The organism is Tissierella sp. QWL-11 (assembly GCF_058683765.1).
Genome location: NZ_CM178750.1, coordinates 1,713,414 through 1,734,756 on the forward strand (window position 1 = coordinate 1,713,414; position 21,343 = coordinate 1,734,756).

At 28.8% G+C, this 21,343-nt stretch carries 22 protein-coding genes; all 22 read right to left on the reverse strand.

All coding sequences use genetic code 11. The features are described from left to right. Window positions 1-158: 158 nt before the first annotated feature. The 22 genes from AC4PG3_RS08360 to AC4PG3_RS08465 all read right to left on the reverse strand — a co-directional run bounded on the left by AC4PG3_RS08360 (window position 159) and on the right by AC4PG3_RS08465 (window position 21,339). On the reverse strand, window positions 159-1,718 hold the full coding sequence (locus tag AC4PG3_RS08360; protein WP_492196205.1) for an RNA-directed DNA polymerase: 1,560 nt from the start codon (window positions 1,716-1,718) through the stop codon (window positions 159-161). Between the two features lie 22 nt (window positions 1,719-1,740). Next, window positions 1,741-3,780: a UvrD-helicase domain-containing protein gene (locus tag AC4PG3_RS08365; RefSeq protein WP_492196206.1), complete on the reverse strand. Its 2,040-nt coding sequence runs from the start codon at window positions 3,778-3,780 to the stop codon at window positions 1,741-1,743. Between the two features lie 123 nt (window positions 3,781-3,903). Next, window positions 3,904-5,532 (reverse strand): ATP-dependent nuclease, encoded by a 1,629-nt coding sequence (locus tag AC4PG3_RS08370; RefSeq protein ID WP_492196207.1) that lies wholly within the window; start codon window positions 5,530-5,532, stop codon window positions 3,904-3,906. A 147-nt stretch (window positions 5,533-5,679) separates the two neighbouring features. Continuing rightward, on the reverse strand, window positions 5,680-6,246 hold the full coding sequence (locus AC4PG3_RS08375; protein WP_492198217.1) for a TraC-like domain-containing protein: 567 nt from the start codon (window positions 6,244-6,246) through the stop codon (window positions 5,680-5,682). Between the two features lie 203 nt (window positions 6,247-6,449). Then, window positions 6,450-6,548 carry a ParA family protein gene (locus tag AC4PG3_RS08380; protein ID WP_492196208.1) on the reverse strand — a complete coding sequence of 33 codons (99 nt, stop codon included), beginning with the start codon at window positions 6,546-6,548 and terminating at the stop codon, window positions 6,450-6,452. A gap of 147 nt (window positions 6,549-6,695) precedes the next feature. Then, the gene (locus AC4PG3_RS08385) at window positions 6,696-6,899 is read right to left on the reverse strand and encodes a hypothetical protein (protein ID WP_492196209.1); all 204 of its coding nucleotides are present in this window, start codon (window positions 6,897-6,899) and stop codon (window positions 6,696-6,698) included. A 228-nt stretch (window positions 6,900-7,127) separates the two neighbouring features. Continuing rightward, window positions 7,128-7,586, reverse strand: a complete 459-nt coding sequence (locus AC4PG3_RS08390) for a hypothetical protein (RefSeq protein WP_492196210.1) — start codon at window positions 7,584-7,586, stop codon at window positions 7,128-7,130. A gap of 227 nt (window positions 7,587-7,813) precedes the next feature. Next, on the reverse strand, window positions 7,814-8,224 hold the full coding sequence (locus AC4PG3_RS08395) for a hypothetical protein (protein WP_492196211.1): 411 nt from the start codon (window positions 8,222-8,224) through the stop codon (window positions 7,814-7,816). Between the two features lie 31 nt (window positions 8,225-8,255). Next, on the reverse strand, window positions 8,256-9,014 hold the full coding sequence (gene istB, locus AC4PG3_RS08400) for an IS21-like element helper ATPase IstB (protein WP_492196212.1): 759 nt from the start codon (window positions 9,012-9,014) through the stop codon (window positions 8,256-8,258). Between the two features lie 55 nt (window positions 9,015-9,069). Then, window positions 9,070-10,278: an IS21 family transposase gene (gene istA / locus AC4PG3_RS08405; protein WP_492196213.1), complete on the reverse strand. Its 1,209-nt coding sequence runs from the start codon at window positions 10,276-10,278 to the stop codon at window positions 9,070-9,072. A 78-nt stretch (window positions 10,279-10,356) separates the two neighbouring features. After that, window positions 10,357-10,485 carry a hypothetical protein gene (locus tag AC4PG3_RS08410; RefSeq protein ID WP_492196214.1) on the reverse strand — a complete coding sequence of 43 codons (129 nt, stop codon included), beginning with the start codon at window positions 10,483-10,485 and terminating at the stop codon, window positions 10,357-10,359. Between the two features lie 149 nt (window positions 10,486-10,634). Then, window positions 10,635-10,871 carry a hypothetical protein gene (locus AC4PG3_RS08415; RefSeq protein WP_492196215.1) on the reverse strand — a complete coding sequence of 79 codons (237 nt, stop codon included), beginning with the start codon at window positions 10,869-10,871 and terminating at the stop codon, window positions 10,635-10,637. A 191-nt stretch (window positions 10,872-11,062) separates the two neighbouring features. Continuing rightward, the gene (locus AC4PG3_RS08420; protein ID WP_492196216.1) at window positions 11,063-11,758 is read right to left on the reverse strand and encodes a hypothetical protein; all 696 of its coding nucleotides are present in this window, start codon (window positions 11,756-11,758) and stop codon (window positions 11,063-11,065) included. A gap of 3 nt (window positions 11,759-11,761) precedes the next feature. After that, a complete protein-coding gene (locus AC4PG3_RS08425) occupies window positions 11,762-13,138 on the reverse strand; it encodes an AAA family ATPase (RefSeq protein ID WP_492196217.1) in 1,377 nt (458 codons plus the stop codon). A 626-nt stretch (window positions 13,139-13,764) separates the two neighbouring features. Next, window positions 13,765-13,959: a hypothetical protein gene (locus tag AC4PG3_RS08430; protein ID WP_492196218.1), complete on the reverse strand. Its 195-nt coding sequence runs from the start codon at window positions 13,957-13,959 to the stop codon at window positions 13,765-13,767. A gap of 121 nt (window positions 13,960-14,080) precedes the next feature. After that, a complete protein-coding gene (locus AC4PG3_RS08435) occupies window positions 14,081-14,284 on the reverse strand; it encodes a hypothetical protein (protein WP_492196219.1) in 204 nt (67 codons plus the stop codon). Between the two features lie 519 nt (window positions 14,285-14,803). Next, the gene (locus AC4PG3_RS08440) at window positions 14,804-15,127 is read right to left on the reverse strand and encodes a flavodoxin domain-containing protein (RefSeq protein ID WP_492196220.1); all 324 of its coding nucleotides are present in this window, start codon (window positions 15,125-15,127) and stop codon (window positions 14,804-14,806) included. Between the two features lie 57 nt (window positions 15,128-15,184). Continuing rightward, window positions 15,185-15,334, reverse strand: a complete 150-nt coding sequence (locus tag AC4PG3_RS08445) for a hypothetical protein (RefSeq protein ID WP_492196221.1) — start codon at window positions 15,332-15,334, stop codon at window positions 15,185-15,187. Window positions 15,335-15,509: 175 nt separating this feature from the next. Beyond that, the gene (locus tag AC4PG3_RS08450) at window positions 15,510-17,336 is read right to left on the reverse strand and encodes an FAD-dependent oxidoreductase (RefSeq protein ID WP_492196222.1); all 1,827 of its coding nucleotides are present in this window, start codon (window positions 17,334-17,336) and stop codon (window positions 15,510-15,512) included. A 402-nt stretch (window positions 17,337-17,738) separates the two neighbouring features. Then, on the reverse strand, window positions 17,739-18,593 hold the full coding sequence (locus tag AC4PG3_RS08455; protein ID WP_492196223.1) for a helix-turn-helix domain-containing protein: 855 nt from the start codon (window positions 18,591-18,593) through the stop codon (window positions 17,739-17,741). Window positions 18,594-18,858: 265 nt separating this feature from the next. After that, window positions 18,859-20,043, reverse strand: coding sequence for a M20 metallopeptidase family protein (locus AC4PG3_RS08460; RefSeq protein WP_492196224.1), 1,185 nt, complete (start codon window positions 20,041-20,043; stop codon window positions 18,859-18,861). A gap of 78 nt (window positions 20,044-20,121) precedes the next feature. Further along, window positions 20,122-21,339 carry an Nramp family divalent metal transporter gene (locus tag AC4PG3_RS08465; protein ID WP_492196225.1) on the reverse strand — a complete coding sequence of 406 codons (1,218 nt, stop codon included), beginning with the start codon at window positions 21,337-21,339 and terminating at the stop codon, window positions 20,122-20,124. Window positions 21,340-21,343 lie beyond the last annotated feature (4 nt).

A 21,343-nucleotide genomic window follows, 5' to 3' on the forward strand; every position in this document is an offset into this window, starting at 1 on the left:
AAGTAGAACTTTCCTATTAAATGAAAAAAAGAGCTAACCCTTAATTCTGGGTAAGGTTTAGCTCTTGTATTTTATAGAACATAGTTGTTTTGGAAATTGCTTTTTATTTAATTTCTCATCTAATAAAGCATCTACCTCATATTATAAACTGAAAGTATTTATTGAATCTTTGACCACTTAATTATTAATTTGGTCATAATATCTTTATCATCTGTTTTCTCATTTATTCTGTTTAAATAATATTTCCTTTCGTCAGCAGGAAAAATACTACAAGCTATCAAAAATGCTCGTCTAGTCCATAACTCCATTCTTTGATATTCTTCTTTTAGTTCTCGAATCCAAGACTCAGCATCTGCTTCATAACAAGCTAATATAATTTTTCTTTTTAATCCTTCAGGTACATTTTGATACTTTCTTATCAACTTATCAATATGGTTTAATTTATTATTATTAACAAATAAACTGAGTATAGATATTTGAAAATATTCATTTGTTTTTACTAGCTCATCTTCTAGTAATTCAATAACACGTTCTCCAGTTGAATGCCATGTCTTCGACTCATTACTTTCAACAGTAGCTATAAAATATTGACACACATCACTAATTGCAGGGACTAATTCATTAAATTTTTCTATTGAAATATCTATAGCATTTTGTGTGCCAACCTGAGCTAAACGTCTATAAAACCATCTTAGCCTTGAAAAATTAGGAAACTTTTGATTTAAATATTGCTCTATTAAGTCTTTTAATACATCTTCAGAAAATATATCTTTTTCTGATTGAGATAAATTTTCTAATTTAACTCTACTGTATGGATTCCCACTCGAGTGTTTATTCAAGGTTTTTAAAATATCCTTTTCTTTTTGATTTATTGGATTGTCCTTTAATATACTATCATATTTTTGACGAAATTCTTTTGATTCCATAATTTGGGTCTTCTGTCTTTGTAGCATCAATCTTTGTTGTTTATCTAAAATTTTTGCTAACTCATATATCATAGTTATTGCTTTATTTTCAGAATCACAAAATAATAATATATCATCAGAATATCTACAAAAATCAAATCCTTTTAAAATCATACTTTCATCAATTGGAATTAATGTCATCTCAGCAAGAATATGAGCTGAATGTGGCCCAATAGGAATTCCACGAGATACACCTTCGGTTAATGATTCTAATAAAGACATCACTGACTTTTTAATTTGATTTGGAAAATTACATCTTATTAATTGATTTTCAACTGTATGATGATATATTTGATTATAAAAATCAGCGATATCTAAATATACCACATAATTATAAGCTCTAGATTTATTAATTGAACTTTCCCAGAAGTTTTTCCAAGCATTATCATCTTTATAGAGCTTACCTTCTTCATCTTTTTCAAGTCTATAGCTAAATACACGATTATGTTCATATAAATCTCTTTTCTCTTCAATTTTATGACCATATTCATAAATAATCGCAGACAATATAACGCTATCTATAGGATCCAACTGCGTTGAAACTCTATAAGAAAACTCTGACTTTGGAATTATAAATCTTCTTGAAGAATTCCATTTATAATTAGAAATATCGATATTTGACAGATCTTTAATAACTTTATTACTTAATTCCTCTATAACTGTTATTTCTTTAGGCTTTGGAAATAAGTCTGTATCACTTTCTTTTGACAGATGTTTAATCGCCCATCTTATTGAATCTTGTGATAATTTCATTTTACCACCCCTCTAATTACTATCACTCAACTAAAATAACTTCCCATTCTTCTAGATTTATATTATCTTTTAAATACTTATTATAATTTTGCCTGCTTATTCCATATCCCACAATACTTTTTGCACGTGTTAATGCAACATAAACTAATCTAGAATATTGTCTCTTGTTTTTAATTTGTGATTCGATTTTTTTGATTTTATCTTTTTTAGTTTTAATTCCTCTTTCTTTGCCTTTAGCTTCTATACCAGTAATTTCATCTTCAAGTTTTTTGACTTGTTGTAAATCTTGCTGTATAGATTCAAAAATAGTTTTCCCACATAATACTTCATGCAGTATATCAGACTCATATTTTTTATTATGAAATGATTCTAGAAATAAGGTAGCATCATGGGTCTCCCCTTTAACAGAATGAACACTATTTACAGTAGGAGTATTATTTATAACATCACATCCGTTACATCTTTTATTTGGACTATCTGGCTCTCTTATGAATTCAAATTCATTTTCTTCAATAGTTAATAAATGGTCCCGGTTGACATTATAATCAAATAATTCTACTAGTTCTTCTAAATATGAATTAATCTCCTGATAAAACAAATTATAATTTTCATCAATCAAAAAATTTATGCAATTATATATGCATGATTTATATTTATTATATTTTTCATCTTCTAATTCTCTTAAATAATTAGTTAATAAGCTTTTCGTTATATCTTGTCCCTCTATTTTAGCATCAATTTTATTTAATTTTTCTACTATTTTATCTCTTATAATTTGATTTGCTGTATAGTAATCAAAATTTTTATTTGGTGATACTCCTAAATTACCATTATTACCACTAATGTTCACATTCTTTGGACAGTAAGAAGAAAGTACTATTTTATCCTTATCTTTATCTTTATGATGGCGTCTCCACGAAACAACTTTATAATTTATATCACTAAATCTTTCTTCTCTTTCAAATAATTCATTTAAATATTGTGAAAACCTTTTAATGACAGAGCATTCAACTTTATCCTGATTATACACCAATAAAACAGGCTTATATATTTTATCTACAGTGTTCAATCCCTTGATACATGAATTATCTATAGAAAATCTAGAGGCTAATTTTGCATTTATTCTAGTTAGCCTATTACTGCCACTAATAATGTGTACTTTACTTCTACTTTGCCAGATAATATCATAATTAACCTTATTGCTGTATATTGCTTGATTGTTATCTCCTAGTCTCTGAAATGAAGTAGTGGATACATCATGATTTGAAAATATCTCTTCTAATAATCTATATTGATGAATACCCATATCTTGCATTTCATCAACAAAAATATAACTAAATCTTTTCTGTAAAAGTTTGATTATTCTTGGATTTTCCTTAATATAGTTCATGGCAAGATAATATGCATCATCATAATGTAAATTCCCAGATTCAAGTAAATTTTTCTTCATTCGCTTCAAACCTTTGTAACTTGTGCCTGATTTATCCTTTAAAATAAACTTTTCCTCTGTACCATTTATACCAGTAACTAAATTATCGTTCTCATTAAGCCTTATTCCTTTTAAAATTTCAATTGGTTCATGTTTTCTATTCAACCAGGCTTTTAGTCCATAATTTTTCATTGAATTATAATATTCTTCAATATATTTATAATATCTTTTATCATCGATACTTTTTATTTTTTTATTATAAGTCTTTTCATAAAATGGTAAAGCTAAATATTTATTTACAAAAATTTGAATTGTTCCTACAAAATTTGGATAACAAAATAATCTGGGACAAAATCTCTTTATTTTATCTTTTATTTCATTAACAGCTGTATTCGTATGGGATAATACTAAAATTCCCGTATTATCATCAAAGGGTAGATTTTTTTCTACGATTAGTAATTTTGCTAAAAGCAAAGTTGTTTTACCACTTCCAGGTACAGCTTGTAAATCTGAAGTGCTAAAATCTTTTATATAGTTTCGTCTTGCTTCATCAAATCTTTTTCCATCTTCCAGTAATATTTTCTCTGTAAACTCAATATCTTCATCTTGAACAACTATATTATTCACATGCATATTTTATCGCCTCTACTATATGCTTCATAGTTTGATCATTCTCTAATTCATTAAATTTAATTTCACTATTTTTATCCATTTCCTGTGCCATTCTATAGGCTATTTCAGATTTATTAAGTGTTTTTAAAAAAGTTTTTTAGCAAGCTCCTTCTGGAAATCTGACCAATCACTTCCACTATGGATATCTTGTGCTATTTTCTTAAAGGTATCACTTAAAACTAAAGATTTCATCAGGCACCATTCTAAGGTCCATTCGTCTGCAATAAATGGCTTAACAGTATCGTCATAAGCTTCAGACTTCTCTTGAACGGCATCTTGACACATTGAAGTATATAGAGTTTTATCTATTTTACTATATGACTTTACATTATCTATAATTTCTTCTTTATACTCTCGTACATCACAATCTGTAATAATAGAAATGTTTATATCCATGTCTTTTCCATCTTTTCTTGAGAAGATTTTATAATAATTTGAAAAGCCAAGATTTCCTACATTTATAATTGAAACCTCATTGTCAATTAAATTATAACCTATCTTATCTGCTATAATAGGTATTATAAGTTCTTCAGACCACCCTTCTACCAAAATTAATCCTTTTGCAAAAAGTAAGTTTGACTTTGTAACATCAAGAAACTTTTCTAAAAACACATAATTTGTTGAATCTAAATTAGTGTATTCTTCTGAAAGAGAATATGCAGAATTATTTCTACATATTATTTGATTTTTCAATGGCACTTTAGAAGCAAGGTTTGGACTATGCGTAGTTAATATCAACTGAGTGTTTTTCTGTTTTAATAAACTCTTAATTACTTTTAACTGTACCTGTGGATGTAAATGTGCTTCAATTTCTTCTATTAATCCCAGCCTTAATCCACTCCAGTTTTCTTTGTTTAAATGAATAAGTTCTGATGCCATAAATAGCCTGTTTAAGGATCCTAGTCCTGGATTATCTACTCCTAGTATCGTTAATCTAAGACTTTCTAGAATTCTTTTAATATCTGCATTAGTAGTTTCAATATTAGATTCACTATCTTTATCAAAAAAATCTTTTATAGTATCGTCAATACTTTGTTTTAACATTTTACCATTTTGATCTTCTGAAAGAGGTTCTCCAGTATTGTCTTTGCCTTCAAAATAAAATTTTATGGATTCGTTAAATTCTTCATATAACTTTACTAATAAATGTGATTCAGCTGTTTTGAATGCTTCATGGCCTTGAAATATTTGTGATAATCTTGAATTTCTTTTAGGTATCAATTCAGACTGTACATTTCTTAAAGGCTTTAGATAAGTAACTTTTAATAGTTCTCTAACCTCTGCTGGTATTGGTTTTTCAACCCCTCCAGTTCCTGCTTTTATATCTGATGTGAAGACTTTACCATTTCGTATATCTGCTGTTAAATTTAAATTAAGAACTTGCTCTACTCCATCATCAAATTCTTTATCCCTAAAATAAGCTATAAAATTCTTTCCCTCATCTTCTGAAATATCCCTAAATAATAGTTCTATCCTTAGTTTTTCCGATGAATTATAAAAATCAGAATCTGATATATATACCCAATCATAACTTGATGTTTTAAGTGCTAGCTTTATCGCATCAATGATTGCTGTTTTACCAGAATCATTTTCTCCAGTTAAAAGATTTAATCCATTATTGAAAAATACATCTAAATTAGGTTTTTCCAAGTTAATTTCTCCATCAGATCCATATTTTCTAAAATTCCATAACTTTAAGTTATATAAATACATGTTTATCTCCTTCCCCCCTATAGTTCTTTAATTATATATTATTAGTCTAAATTCTTTGATATATTATTATGGCTTATATACATATATTCGATATAACTTTTGAAATACCTTCTTTTCTTACAAATATTTACATTTATCTTATTTAAATTACATATTTATATCAAACTTTGCTAAAAATTCCCCCTTCAAAATCGGCATCTCCACATCAAAACTTGTCCCTTCCAAATTAACATAAGCAGGGTTATTTATCAGATTACATAGTCTGACTATTTTACTTTGATTTAAGATACTGCACTTGACTCCACTTGATTCTAGTTTTGATAGGAAGTCCATAGTTCTTTTTAGTAGGTCTCTTTCTATTCCTTCTTCATATTTTTCCCATAGCATTATATAGAATTGTCTTTGGACTACTTCTCCAGATATAGCAAAGTTACTTATTGAGTACATTTCTTGTATTATGAGTTCTTTTTGTTTTATATCTTTTGTAGTTGAGATTATGTTTTGGTATTCAGTTAGTAGAAGGGATATGTCTACTGGTCTTGATACTGCTATGAATTTAAATGTCTTTCTTTCTGAGGTTAGTTCTGCTGTTAATGTTTTTGCTAATAACTGTTTTTCTATTTTACTTAGTAGGTTTATGTCTATTGGATTTATTTGAATATAGGATATTATATTTCCATCTCTTGTATATATAAATTTATCTTTTATATCTATTACATTTGTTCTTCATTATCGATATATCCATAGCCTCCTGAGCAGACTTCTCTAGAGCTTCCATATACATTAGGGGTTTTCTATGCTTAGAAATATAACTGATGACTGTATGGCTTCTTTTATTCCTGATACTATTAGTTTTAGCCTTAGATATTCTGACACTCCTGCAAATATAATAAAGAAAGATAAGATTATAGCTATGGTTAATGGTAATACACCTCGCTACTTTCAGATAATGCATATCCTAGATTTAAAGCTGTTATAGTCTTCCCCTGACCACCCTTTTGATTTATTTTTGCCATTGCTTTTCCTCCTTTTTTTGGTATTAAAAAAGAGCCCTAAAATTTGGCCCTAGTGGTATTAAAGTAATATTTATATTCTTTAAATTTGCTAACAAAATAAATGAACTCATTGAACTCTTTCGAATTAAATTTTTGATAATTATTTATTTAAATAAACCTTTTAAATACTTCTATAAATTTAGTGAATTCTTCTCCAACTTCTTTACTATAGCTTTGGATTTCTCTATTTTTATCAATGGAAATAGTATAAAATACTCTTAACCAATTACTATTTTTACTGCCTTCTCTTGCTACTAATGAATGGTTTAATTCCCTTTGAATTTGCTCTTTGTTTTCATTGAATATATCCAATATTTTTTAGATAATACACTATTTCTTGCTGATAATTTAGGTCTAAATGCATTTTCCATCTTACTACATACAAGGCCAAATTTCAATTTGCTATCTACTTCAGAACTTACCTTCATATAAGGTTTTCTAGCATAATAATATGTCCTATGTCCCTTTGAATCTATCAGTGATGTTACTTTCTTGAAGAATTCTATAAGATCATCAGGTTGAACTAATTTACCTTTAGACTTATCTATGTTTTTTGCTTATAAAATAATCATTTATATCATAAACTGGAATTATTTGATTTATATCGATTAATATTTCTTCTTTATTGTCTGTTAAATATGGAACTATAGTAATGCACTTTATATCTATGTTATTTTTTGATAACCAAGCAGCTGACGAAAGGATCCTTTTGTCTATTTCTCCACCTGCTATAATAATCCTTTGATAGGTGTTTAATATGTTGTTTAATATATCTTCTGAGTCTACCTCTAAAAAGTTCATTATATTTTCTATAGGATCTTCTTGAATATCAAACTTTTCTAGATATTCTTTATATATTTCAATTATTTGTTCAGGAGTTAAAGTAGAACAATAAGAACAATATTTTAACGATTGAAAATCTACACTTCCACCAGTATTATCTCTTTTCACTTCTATAATAACTAAATTACCATCTTTGTCTATTGCTAATAAGTCCAAGCGTTCATTTACTTCAAATTTATCATATTCATGAGCTATTACAATTAATTCTTCTCCTAAAATTCAGGGGTCTTTCCTAATCCATTCTTGTATATTAGCTCTTTCCATAATATCATTTTCTTTAAATGAGGTTCTTTTTATCTTATCTAATCTATTGTCTTTAATATTAAACTTATACATAATATTTTGAATACCTCCAAATTTGATTTTGGAATTATATTTTATATTTATTTCTCTATTCCAATCCATTGTTTTATAAAGTCCCAATCTTTAACTGTACCATCTTCATTTAGTATTCCTAGATAAACGCCATCTCCTTTTCCTACTTGCCATATTGCCTGTGCCGAATTGTTTTTATCTGATATCTGTGTATCCTTTACATAGCTAAAAAATTTATCTTTACCAGATCCATATGTTTCACAAAAATAAGCTACTAAATAAATATCTATGCAACTTGCTCCAAAATTAGATGGATTTTTGCTTAGAATATGCTCTCTAATTATATCTTTCCATCCACTTTCTTTTGAAGCTATAATTTCTTCTGCAATGTCACTAATGAGATATGCTTTGTAACTTCTTTTTTCCCACTGTTTTAATTTTGAATAGTCTCCTTTATTAATGTCAAGATTATTTTGCATAAATGTGCCAATATTTCTATGTACAGTTTTGCTAATTATCTTTATTAGATATTTTAGATAGAGCAGTAGCTGTTCTATAAGAATTACCTAATATATTTACTATACTAGAATGATGGACTAATCTATCTAAGATGGCACTAGCTAACATATTGTCTACAAATATTTCACTCCAATCCGATAAATTTATATTGCTAGTAATTATTGTGCTTTTCTTTTCATATCTTTTATCTATTAGTTGGAAAAACATTTTAGCTTCCATCTCTCCAATAGGAAGATAGCCTATTTCATCAATTATTAACAATTTATATTTGCTAAAATGTTTTATTCTACTGTCTAATTTATTTTCTAAATATGCCTTTTTTAGTTGAGCAATTAAGTCTTGACATTTTATAAAATAAGTGCTAAATCGCTTTTTAGCAGCTGCCATACCAATGGAAGTAGCAAGATGAGTCTTGCCTACCCCACTATTTCCAATTAGTATTATATTACTATTGTTTTCTAAAAATCTTAAACTCTCAAAATCTAAAAATTGTTGTTTATTTATTTTAGGCTGAAACTCAAAATCGAAATCTTTCATTTCTTTTAAATGTGGAAATCCTGCTACTTTAACCATTGCATTTGTAGCATTAAAGTTTTTTATTTCTATTTCTTTTGTAGTAAGCTCATAAAGTGCGTCTACTAGACTTATTTTATCCTCATTTACTTTTGTAATATATTCATCTAGTCTCAAGCTTGTCTGAACTAACTTTAACTCTTTTAGGTTCTCACATAACTTTTGATAATTGTTCATTAAATTTCTCCAATTCTTTTAAATGTTTATCTGCATACTCTGAAACATCTTCTTTTCATTTAAATGTTAATCCTAACATCTTTAAATGATGATCATTGTGATAATTAATCTTTTTTTCTGTTATTCTATGGATTGTAATTAGTTTTTTGTTATAATATACATGTAAGTTATTTTCACTAACTTGTATTGTAACATTTTTACCAATTAAATCTGGTGGAGCTGAATACATATTATGCTTGTATTTAAATAGGCTATTGGTATTCACCTTTGCTTGTACAGTTTCATTTTTGTAAAAAGAACAGATTTTATCATGTGGGAGTGGTAATAGATGTTCTTTTTCTTTGTTAAAAACTAATATAGGTGGTAATCCTGTAGCTTGACATACTCTTGAATTAGCTTCATTTGTGATTACACTCATCTTTTCATGCAATTCTTGTAAATCTTCTAAAACACCATTGTAATTCATAATTTCATCAATTATTCTCATTGGATTTTCAACTTTTGCTTTAGTATTAGGTCTTGCTCTAACACAAGGATATATGCTAAATCCAAAGTCATCAGAAAGTTGCTTAAACTTACTATTTACTTTACCATCTGAACACTCGGTTCTAGCTTTATCCATCATAGTAGAAGCGTTATCAATTACTATTTCTTTTGGCACTCCACCTAATGATTCAAATGAATTAGATAAAAAATCAAATAGATGATTCTGACTTGTTGATGGATATATTGCCCATACCTTGAATCTAGAGGCAGATAAGACTAAGCTACCTACATTTAAAAGCATTTCACTATTATCTTTAAAAGAAAATTTTAATTTCTCTTTCCAATCAAACTGAGCTTGTTTACCAAAAGGTGTTTCAGATTTCACAGAATCTTTTTTTGCTTTTGGTTTAAAATACTCAGCAAATTCACTTTTCTTTAAAATGTAGTAATTAAAATTGCTACGAGAACATTCAAGCCCGTGCTCTCTTACCAGATATCTATAGAGATGAGATTTGTAGTAGAATATCTGCTTGCTTTTTGCTGATAGCAAAGAAGTGATAATATTGTGATAATCATCTATTTTAGATTTCTTCTCTTTTCTTTCTTTTTCCGTATTTCCTTCATAATATTTTTTAACTGTTCTCCTATCAACTCCCAACTCCCTTCCTATTTCACTGAAATTTGGTTTTTCCAAATTATTAACCTCCACTAATGTTTTTAATTTGTTTAAATCTTTTACAGTTTTTATCTCTATTTCTGTATTAATGTTTAAAATCACTTTCATCACCCATTAATACTATAGAGAATTTTGTAAATATTGTACATTAAAATATTGGCAACTTCCTACAATATTATTTTAGCATTTATATCCTTTAACTTCTACTCGTCTATTTAACATGTTTTCTAAATTGCATACTGTAGGGATTACCTTAACATATAAATTCCTACCTTTTAAATTATTAGGCAACTTAATTTGATCAACCATATTTACACCTCAATTTTTTTTAATCTTTATCGTGATTTACAACAATATCTTGTTATGCAGACTTTGCCTAGATTTGCTTTTATTTTCTATCTTTATAACATTATACATCACATAAGGATTGTGTACTACTTTCTAAACAATTCTTCTTCCTATTGTCTTATCTTTTTATAAGTAGTATTTCTACTTTTATATCCCAACAGCTTTGTAAATTCAACTCCTGTTATCGTTCCTTGTTTCCACCTATTATATAAGCTAGGAAAGTTTTTTGGTAGCTCAGTAGGTTTTCTTCCCTTGTATTTACCTTGTCTTTTAGCTATTTCAATTCCTTCTCTTTGTCTTTCTGAATTTTGCTCCTTACTAGAAACTCTGATATATCCAAATATCATTTTGAACACCTCCTTGTGTACTTTTAGGGTATGTAAGATTATGAGTACAGATTTGATAAATATATTTATTTAAAATTTATCTATAGGTATATTTTATTGCATTAAAATAGTGTACTCTTTAAAGTACACTATAATAGGACAGATATATTTTATGTTCTAAAATAGATAGATTTACTTTTCAGATTTTACAATTATTTATTCAAATAATCCTTTAATAAAATATTGAAGTTGGTAAATCTTTTAATCGAGTTATTATCTTTTTTTATAAATTCCCAACTATCTTCATACTCCTTGTCCACAGTAAAAGTACTATTACATATTAAGTCTACAAATTCATCTAAATCATCAATATATTTGTCTTGAAAATCTCTAGCATACTTTATCTTTAATTTTTCCTCAACTTCTATTTCATTGTGAAGCACATGTTCTAAATTGCAAGAAAAATAAAAAACTCTATAGGGAACAGATTTATATACTTTATTTGTAGATAATAATAAATTTAATAAGCCCTTCTTTTTATTATTTCTTTTGATTACACTTTCAATATTTCTTGCATATATACCATCTTCTTTATAAACGAATCTATTAGTAGATTCATCTTTATATATATTATCTTCTGAAATAAATGCAGCATCCATATCAACTAAATGAATTACTTCTAAATAGTCACTAGGTTTAAATTTTCTTTTTCCACCACCTTTAATTATATCAGTAATTTTACTTTTAATATTTTTATTATCTACATCGTTGCTTGAAGTAATATCTCCATCTACTACTTCAAATATTACTTGATTATTATCTTGAATAAATTCTTCTAATAATAATTCTAAACTCTCTTGGTCTGTAATACCTTCAACTATAAATAAAACTACTTTTTTTCTAGCCAAAATCTATTCACCAGCCTTTCGAAAAGCTCTAGTTATTTTAGCTGAATTGGTTTTATCATATATAACTTCGTCTTGTCCTCCTAAAATTAAATCTCTATAATACATGTCCCTTAAGTTATTATTAGTCTGTACATATTTTAGTTTAATGTATCTATTGTCAGCATTGGTTGTTGTAAATACTAAATTATTTTTATTTAACACTTCTAATGGTCTTAAATTATGTGATGTAAAAACTAACTGTCCTTTTCCTCTTTTTTCTAGTATTTCAAGTATTTCTCCTAATAAATATTCAAATATACCTGAGTCTAATTCATCAACTAATACTGACATCGACTTATAATTAAACATCGCTATCAGCAGATGAAGAACTGCTACTATTTTTTTTATACCATCCGATTCATATCTTATCGGAATCTCTACATTTCCCCTGCATGAAAAAAGTTCTACTAATACTTCCTCTTCTCCAGATTCAGAAGTTTGTATTTTTAATTCTTTTAATTTTATTTTTAGTTCTGGTATTATTTCACTTATTACTTTATTAGATGCTTCAATGCTAGTTTTTATTTGAGTAACAGCTTCTCTAGGTAAGTAAGTAGATTCATCAAGGCCTATTGGCATAACTCCCATTGAAATATTTTCATTGCTGATATAATTTTTAAAATTCATAGGTAGTACAATATTTGCATCACTAAGAGCTAAGCGTTTGTTATCTATAATAAATAAATTTGAAAAAGCATAGTGTTTTAATATGCTCAGTATTTCATATTCTCCACCTATATCTTTAGGGTTTTCATTTATCAAATCAATCAGTTCTTCTGAAAAAATAAGACTTTTATGATCTTTAAATTTCATTTTCTTATTGACAATAAAGTCATTCTCATCATCATATAATTTCAATATCTCTTCATTTCTATATTTAGGGAATATATTATTCTTGTTATATACATTTCTAATTAATCCCTTTACTCTATCCCAACCATCATTGATATTCTCTTTATACCAATAATCTATGGACTCTTCTTTTATAAATATATCTTCATTATCTTTTAAAAGGGTTATTTTGTATTTTACTTTATATCTTTTGTCACCATTCTTTATATAAAACAAAGAATCTATCTCAGATTCGTTTTGGCCATACATAATGTATTCTTCAATATCTTTAGGCAATGATTTTCCAGTAAACATGTCTTGAACAATTCTTACAGCACTAATGATTGAAGTCTTACCTGAACCATTTTGCCCATAGATTCCAAGGATATCTCCCAGACCATCTTCTATATTTTGAATACTAGCCATTTTAACAGTTCCATTAGATATATTTTTATAGTTCTTAAGATTAACTTCTAGAATTCTAACTAAATTATCATCTGAATTATACATAATCCCACACCCTTTCACTTACATTATAATACTAGCAAAAGATATAAACAAGCTTATTTTCCATTTTCAATACATTTTGTTTGTTTATTATTGTACGCATTAAAAATTATATATATTCATATTCTATTTTAGAGCTTTATTTCCATAAATCTAAAATAAACCTTAAATCACATTTTCTAATCTCTACTCCTTTTTATTTTTCTATAAGCATCTTTCATGGCCAAAGTATTAGCTCTTATCATTTCTTCAGTTTCAAGAAATTAATCTCCTATACTATAATACTCATAAAGAGCTTTAAAAGTAACTTCTTCATCTTTATATATTTCAGCATCTAATATTTCTACGATATCTACTTCATACTCTTCCATACAAATCAAACATAATTTATTTTCACTTTTTATCTTTTTTTATATTCCACCTCTTTTTTTGTATATACATAATCTATCTTATTAAAAAAGAACCTAAAATATTAGGCTCTAAAATAAAATTATTTCTTATTTTTTAATCTTGCTATATATGAATAATTACTAGCTGCGACTATTTCCACTGTGGATAAATCTTTTTTAATTTGATCAATAGTTTCCTTTAACTCTAAATACCTATTAGCATCTTTTTGATCAAATTCTTCAATTAGAACCTTTGTTTCTTTTTACCCTTTTTCCAGTTTTTTCTCCTATCTCTAACTTTTCTTGTCCTGCTTCTAATTTCTCTTGTCCCACTTCTAACTTTTCAAGACGTCCTTCCACTCCATCTAACCAAGTATTAGTTTCTTTTCTAAATTCTTGTATTTCATTTTTCACTTCATTCCTAAATTCTTGCATTTCTATCTTCACTTATTATATTGTGATGAAGGGAATAAAATCCTTGTGATGTATTTCCTCTAGAGGAAATTTCAATTAGAATTTGGGGCAATTTTAGGATATTATAAATAAAAACATGGATTTAACTAGCTAAACTCATGTTTTGTATTATTATGAATATCAATAATATTATGATTCTAGTTTCACATGAGTGAATATATTTTATTATTTCTTCTTCAAAATTATTTGAATTTATTTTTTCCTTAATATTAGAAAAACTTTTAGAACTATAATGAGATGACCAAATGATAATTCCACCTAAAATAAGTTTTAGAAAATTCGACATAATTATATCAGCTCCTTTTTTATAAATAAAAGTATTTATTAAATTAGATTGTAACATATATTTTAAAATTTTACTTATTCTGTAAGTATATGTTACAATTTAGTATCTTTAGAGTCTGAGCTTTGAAAGTAAAACAGGAGGAAAAATAATGAAAACAAATTACTATATTATACATTTAGAAACACCTGCTGATTATCAGGAGGTTGAGAACTTAACACGGGAAGTATTTTGAAATGTTTATCGCCCAGGATGCTTGGAACACTATGTACTCCACGGTTATCGTGACAGAGAGGATTTTATACCGGAACTTGATTTTGTAATGGAAAAAGACGGTAAAATCATCGGTCATATTATGTATGTACATGCGGAGCTTCATCGACTTTTGTTTATCTATAAATACACATTTTGGTCATTTATAATTTTTGATTCTAATGTACTGAAAATTTTATAACTATATAGGCTAGTAATTAAAGCTTTATTAATATCTTTAACTTTCTAAAAATAATAATAATGGTTTTATCATATTTTTATCAGTAAAATCAACTTTTTTCCGTATGTAGCTAAAAATTCTCTATCATCATCAGACAATTCATCTGAACCCTTCTTAGACACTACAGTTTTCAGCATTGCCATCATGGATTTATGAATTATTCCTAATTTCTTATAATCAATTCCACTTTCATATAATCCACCACCATAAATAATAGTATCATATTCCATTAGTGTCTTATGTTCTATTCCTGAGCATTCAAAACAATCTGCTTTAGCTTCTTCAGCTATCCATTGAGCATACCTTTTAGTGCTACCATATTTAGACTTATATATTACAGCTATATTATTCATATATTTTTACTCCTCATCTTTACATTTACTTAAAATATCCATTTAATTGTCCTCATTTTAATTATTTAATATATTTCTATTAGCTATTCTTAATACTATTTCTTTTGAATAAAAGCTAATCAAATTATCTCTTTGTTCATCTCCTCTATCTCTCGTTCTCTTCTTTTTTCTATAGTCATTATTCCACTCCTTATCTTTGTTTAACATCGTTTAACTATTGTACAGTGTTCAGTAGCTAAAAATGTAACACTTAACAGGACTATTGTCAATATAAAAATTAGATAAGAAAAACCTGCCCCTATAAAAGGGACAGGTTTAATTCCTGTAATATCACCTAATTTAAATTTATGATAAAATACAGTTTAGTACACTACTATTATTTCTACTGTATATTAGTTAAGATTTCTCCTATTAAATATCCTGAGGTAATTGCCCAACCTATATCCGCTCCAGGAACAGAGTCATCTCCACGCACCCCTCCAGCTGCATCTCCTACAGAATATAAACCTTTTATAACTTCACCATTAGTATTGATTACCTCTAAATCTGAATTTATTAGTAATCCTCCTAAAGTTGTTGCATATCTCGGTCTTTGTTCAACTAAATAATAAGGTCCTTCACCGATTTTCTCGTTTAAGTATTCAGCTGCTCTACCAAACTCTTCATCTTTACCATTTTCAACATACTTATTGTATTTTTCTATGGTTTCTTCTAATCCAGCTGCATCTACGCCTACAATTTCTGCAACTTCTTCAATACTTTTGCCATTAGCAAAAATAGGACCTTCTTTACCATTATTTTCTACCCAAGAATCTAACATTTCTTGAGAAATTCCTGTACCACCTATATTCTCGCTAAAATTATCAAAAGTAGCTTGATCCATAAGCAAAAATAATGTTCCATCTGGTTGTGCCTCTTGTTGCTTGACGATTGATATACCTGATCCTCTTTCATTCACAACCCTTTGCCCATTACGATCTACTAAAATTCCACTAACATTCCATGCAGCCATTGAGCCATTGTAAGTAGATTTAGCTATACCACGTTTCCACTCAACACCATTCTCAAATAACTCCACATATCCCATATTAACAGTATCTGCTCCGACTTCCTGTCCCATAATCAAACCTTCACCATTTGATAAAGATGCACCATAATAAAGAAAGTTTTCTAAGGATTCAGGTAGCAAATCTTTACGAGCAGCATAACCACCTGTAGCAAGAACAGTTGATTTCGCATTGATTTTATATGTGGTACCATCTTCAGCCTTGGCTTCAACTCCAATTACTTCATTTCCATCAGTCAATAAAGTCGTTGCCTTTGTATCTAAGTAAAGATCAACCGTTGTTTCTTTTAACTTGTTTGACATTGCATCGATTAAACCTGCTCCACTTCCTTCATAAAACAGACCTCTATCAATTGAATTTTCACCAAGTTTTGTTAACTTATCAGGTACTTTTGCTCCAACATAGTCCACAGTCCAATCAGTTGATTCTCCCATGTTTTCACTATATAATTTTAGAAGTTCAGGAACACTCTTTTCTCCTCCATTTTTCATCATATCTTCATAAGCCTTTTCAGGAGTATCATTAGTAACTCCCAATCTTTCTTGAAGTTTTGATCCTGTAATAAGAGTAAGACCTCCACTTAATGCTGTATGTCCACCTAACACTCCATTTTTCTCTAATAAAATAACAGATAATCCATTTTGTTCTGCTGATAATGCAGCAGATAAACCAGCACTTCCTCCTCCTATAACGACTACATCAGTATTTAACTCAACTGTTTCAGTCTTCAATTCCTTTGTAGGTGCTTTGTTTAATAGTTTTGGGTCACCTTTTGCTTTAACGACAGCATCAGCAATAGCATTTTTTAATGCAATAGAAGTTATCGTTGCTCCAGATATAGAATCAACCTTTAAGGATTGTTCTTCAATCACTTGGGCAGGGATATTTTCAAAAACCGGTTTAGCTAAATGTTCAGTTTCTCCACTGTTAACAATATTAACTGCTAAAATTTCATCTTCAGAAAACTCAACTTCCACTTCTAAGGAACCATTATGCCCTTCAGCTGTACCATTATACTTGCCAGGTTCAAAAGATACACTCTGACTATCTCCAGATTCTGATTCTTTTTGTGTTGGCTTAGTGCAACCTACTAATGTGAAAATCAACACTAATGCCATAGTAATACTAATAAATTTTTTCATTACACATCCTCCTATTTTTTATGATTTATAAATTATGTGATAAAACTATTGATGTCTCAAAGGATGTCAATAAATATAATATTAATACCTTAAGATATATTTAATAAATAGTTATTTTTTTGACACTCTAATACATCCAAATTAGATTATAAGGGAATATGTATATATTTGTCAATGAATACATTATTAAACATATGTCAAATACAAAATACAGTTTAATTTAGTCTCAAGTCAAACATGATAAAATTGTTGCAAAATCAATCTCTTCACTAAAATAATATTACATGAAATATTATAAACTGGTTTCTTTTTTTATCTTCTAATTGCCCACAGGAAACTGATACAGCACATTAAGACAAGTAGGATGAAAACAAGCATAATCTCTTTTGTCACGATATTTCTCTACATAATTAAATCACGCAAGGCATTGATTACATGAGTGAAAGGATTAAGCTTGACTGCAATTACTAATCCACCAGAATAGGATGAAACAGGGTATTTCAAGTATTGCTCTAATCCAAAGCAGGAAATTAGTATCTCCATACGTTTCCTTGCTTCAACTTTTGGCACCTTGTACAGCTTACTTTGAAACATCATATTTTCTGTAAGAGACAAATGGGTATCAATGGAAATCCGCTGTGACACGCAAGATATTTGTGTACGAATCTCAGGGGCTTCACTATAAATGTCTTTTCCAAACATGGTAACATTCTCTTTTTCCTTTTTTATAGCAATCCATACTTCAGAATGCCCCTTTTCCGGTCTTTCCCGGCTAAAAGGCGGAACCAGTTTTTGGTTTTCCTCCATGTCCTCTGTTAATGGAATTCGGATACCTACAATCCTCATAGACTTTTTTTCTTCCATACGATATGCCATAGCATCACCTCCTGTAACTTTAACGGAAAATTTAATAGGGGGATAGGCATGAAGCACACTCCCTTGATATTTGGCCGAAGAAGGAGTAATTCCATGAACACTCTGAAATGCACGGTTAAATGATGTTGGAGAAGCGTATCCATACTTTAGTGCAACATCCAATACCTTTGTATCCCTGGACTGTAATTCAAATGCAGCCTGTGTCATTCTCCGATGGCGAATATATTCAGACAATGAAATACCAGCTACATAGGTAAACATGCGCTGAAAATAATAGGATGAGCAGCATGCGATTTTTGCCGCTTCATCATAAGAAATCTCATTGTCTAAGTTATTTTCAATATATTCAATAGCGCTACTTAATTTCTTCAACCACTCCATTTTTTAACCTCCTTATAAAAATCATACTATGTAAAGCAAATTTATTCCTCGCTTTTTGTGTCCTCTTTTGTAAACTTTACTTTATCTCAATAAAATTTATATATCAACTATAATTATTAAACTACCTCTCTTTGCCTAGTTAAATTTAGTTGACAAAATCAATCACAAGGAAGTATGGAGCACTTTCAATCATAAATGTACTCATTTTTAGGTATTAAAAAAGAGCCCTAGGGCTCTTTGTGCTTATAGAGGATTATCACTGAAATCAAGCTAAATGCTCATATATATAATTTACAAATGTATAAACTACTTTCCATAATTCCTTTTCATCTATATTGAATTTAGAATTATGATGATTGTACCTTTCTCCATCTACTTCTTTTAAATTACTCAAATAGAAAAATACTCCCGGTACTTTTTCTAAATAAAAAGCCATATCTTCTCCACCCATTAAAGGATTCTTAATTTTTGTAATATGGTCTTTTAATATACTGTTTTCTAAGATAGTTTCTAATCTTTCTACCTCTTCATCATTATTTATAAGAGGAGGATATTTAAACTCATATTCATAATCATAATCTCCCCCATGTGATGATGTTACATTTTTTACTACTTCTTCTATTCTTTTGCTTATATATACTTGTAAATCTTTATTTAAGGCTCTAACAGTTCCTTCAATCTCAACAGAATCAGGAATTATATTTTGATTAATACCTCCATTCATTCTACATATGGATATTACACAAGGCTCTATTGCCGATATTTCTCTGCTTTTAATATTCTGTATTCCTTGTATTATCTCAGTAGTCATGACTATGGGATCTATCCCTAGCTCTGGATATGCACCATGACATCCCTTACCTTTTATATTTACATAAAATCTATCCATAGATGCCATCATAGGTCCATACTTTATACCTATATTCCCAAACTCTACTTCCTTAGATAATTGACCTATATGTGAACCAATTATGAAGTCTACCTTAGGATTTTCTAAAACGCCTTCCTCTATCATAGGTTTAGCACCACCAGGATACTCTTCTCCTGGTTGAAATATAAGTTTTACACATCCCTTTAGATTTGATTTGTTCTTATTTAAAATTTTAGCAGTAGCAAGTAATGATGCCATATGTCCATCATGGCCACATGCATGCATATTTCCATTTTCTGAAGAAAACTCAAGACCTGTTTCCTCTTTTATTGGAAGTCCATCCATATCCGCTCTTATACCAATTGTTTTTCCATTTTCATTCCCTTTTATTAATCCAACTATACCATTTCCATTTAACAGAGTCTCATACTCTATTCCCATCTTATCTAGTTCATTTTGTATATACTCACTAGTCTTAGGCAAGTCTAATCCTAGTTCTGGAATTTTGTGAAGCTCTTCTCTCCATCTTTTAATATCTAACTCTATGTTTTTTATATCTTTAAATAAATTATCAGTCATATCTTCACCTCTAATAAATCTTACCATATATATACTAAAAAATTAACTGTTAGTTAATTTTTTAGTAGTTTTATTTTATTAACCAATAAATTGTTTTAATTGATTAAATGATAAGAATAATAACCAAGCAATTGATATTACACCGATTATATTTAAGAATAAGGGGTTTTTATGTTCCTTCATTATTTCTTCATCATTTGCCAATAACATTATAACTATTGCTATTATTGGAACTGCTAACATAGTAGTTCCTTGTGCTAAAACTAATAATTGAATTGGGTTTTTTCCAAATATTATTGTAGCTGTGGTTCCTAAAATCATTACAAAAGATGCAAATATTTTTGCCCATTTGCTTTCCATTTTTGATCCTATTCCTAAGCCATCTGCTAGTAATGTACCACCTATCATAGCATTACCAATAAATGATGAAAATGCTGCTGACCAGAATCCTAATAGGAACAACCATTTAGCTAGTGCCCCTAAGAATGGTTCCAATTGTATGGCCATATCTATAGCACTATTAACTTCTATTCCTGCTGGTTTTAAAACTGTAGCTGCTGTAATCATTATTACCACAGTAATCGTAGCTAAAATTGCAGTACCTGCATATGAGCTTTTTAATCCTTCATCTAAATCTTTTAATTTCCACCCCTTTGATTTAACTGAATAAGCTTGGAATGCTGCTGCAGCAACACTAAAGCTTGTTCCTGATATTGATATTATAAGTCCTAAATTTTCTGGTTTAGTTGGTATAAATCCTTTTGCTACTTCCCCTAAGTCAGGTTTTATAAAGAATACATTTCCTATAAAAGTAATAATCATAACAAATACTAAAGCTGTCATTAATTTTTCTAAGTAACCGTACATATCCTTGAATCCCCACATAAATAGCATTGCTACTCCTGTGAATATAACTGCCCACATTCCTACTGTTCCTCCAAATACAGTACTAAATGCAAGACCTGCACCTATATTATTTCCTGTTTGGAATCCTGCTATTATAAAGAATCCTCCAAGTCCTATGACTACAGATAATAATTTTCCATATTTATCTCTAACTGTTTCTAATAATGACTTTTCAGACATAATACCTATTACAGTACCCATTTTTGAGAAAGCTGCCATCATTATTGCTGCAAATAATACTGCCCATAATGCTGAATATCCCATAGTGGCGCCTATCTTACTTGCTACTGTTATACTTCCTGGTCCCATTACTATAGCTGCTGTAATTAAACCTGGCCCTACAATTGATATCATGCGCCTAAAAAATCCTTGTTCTCTTTCTTTTTCCATGTTA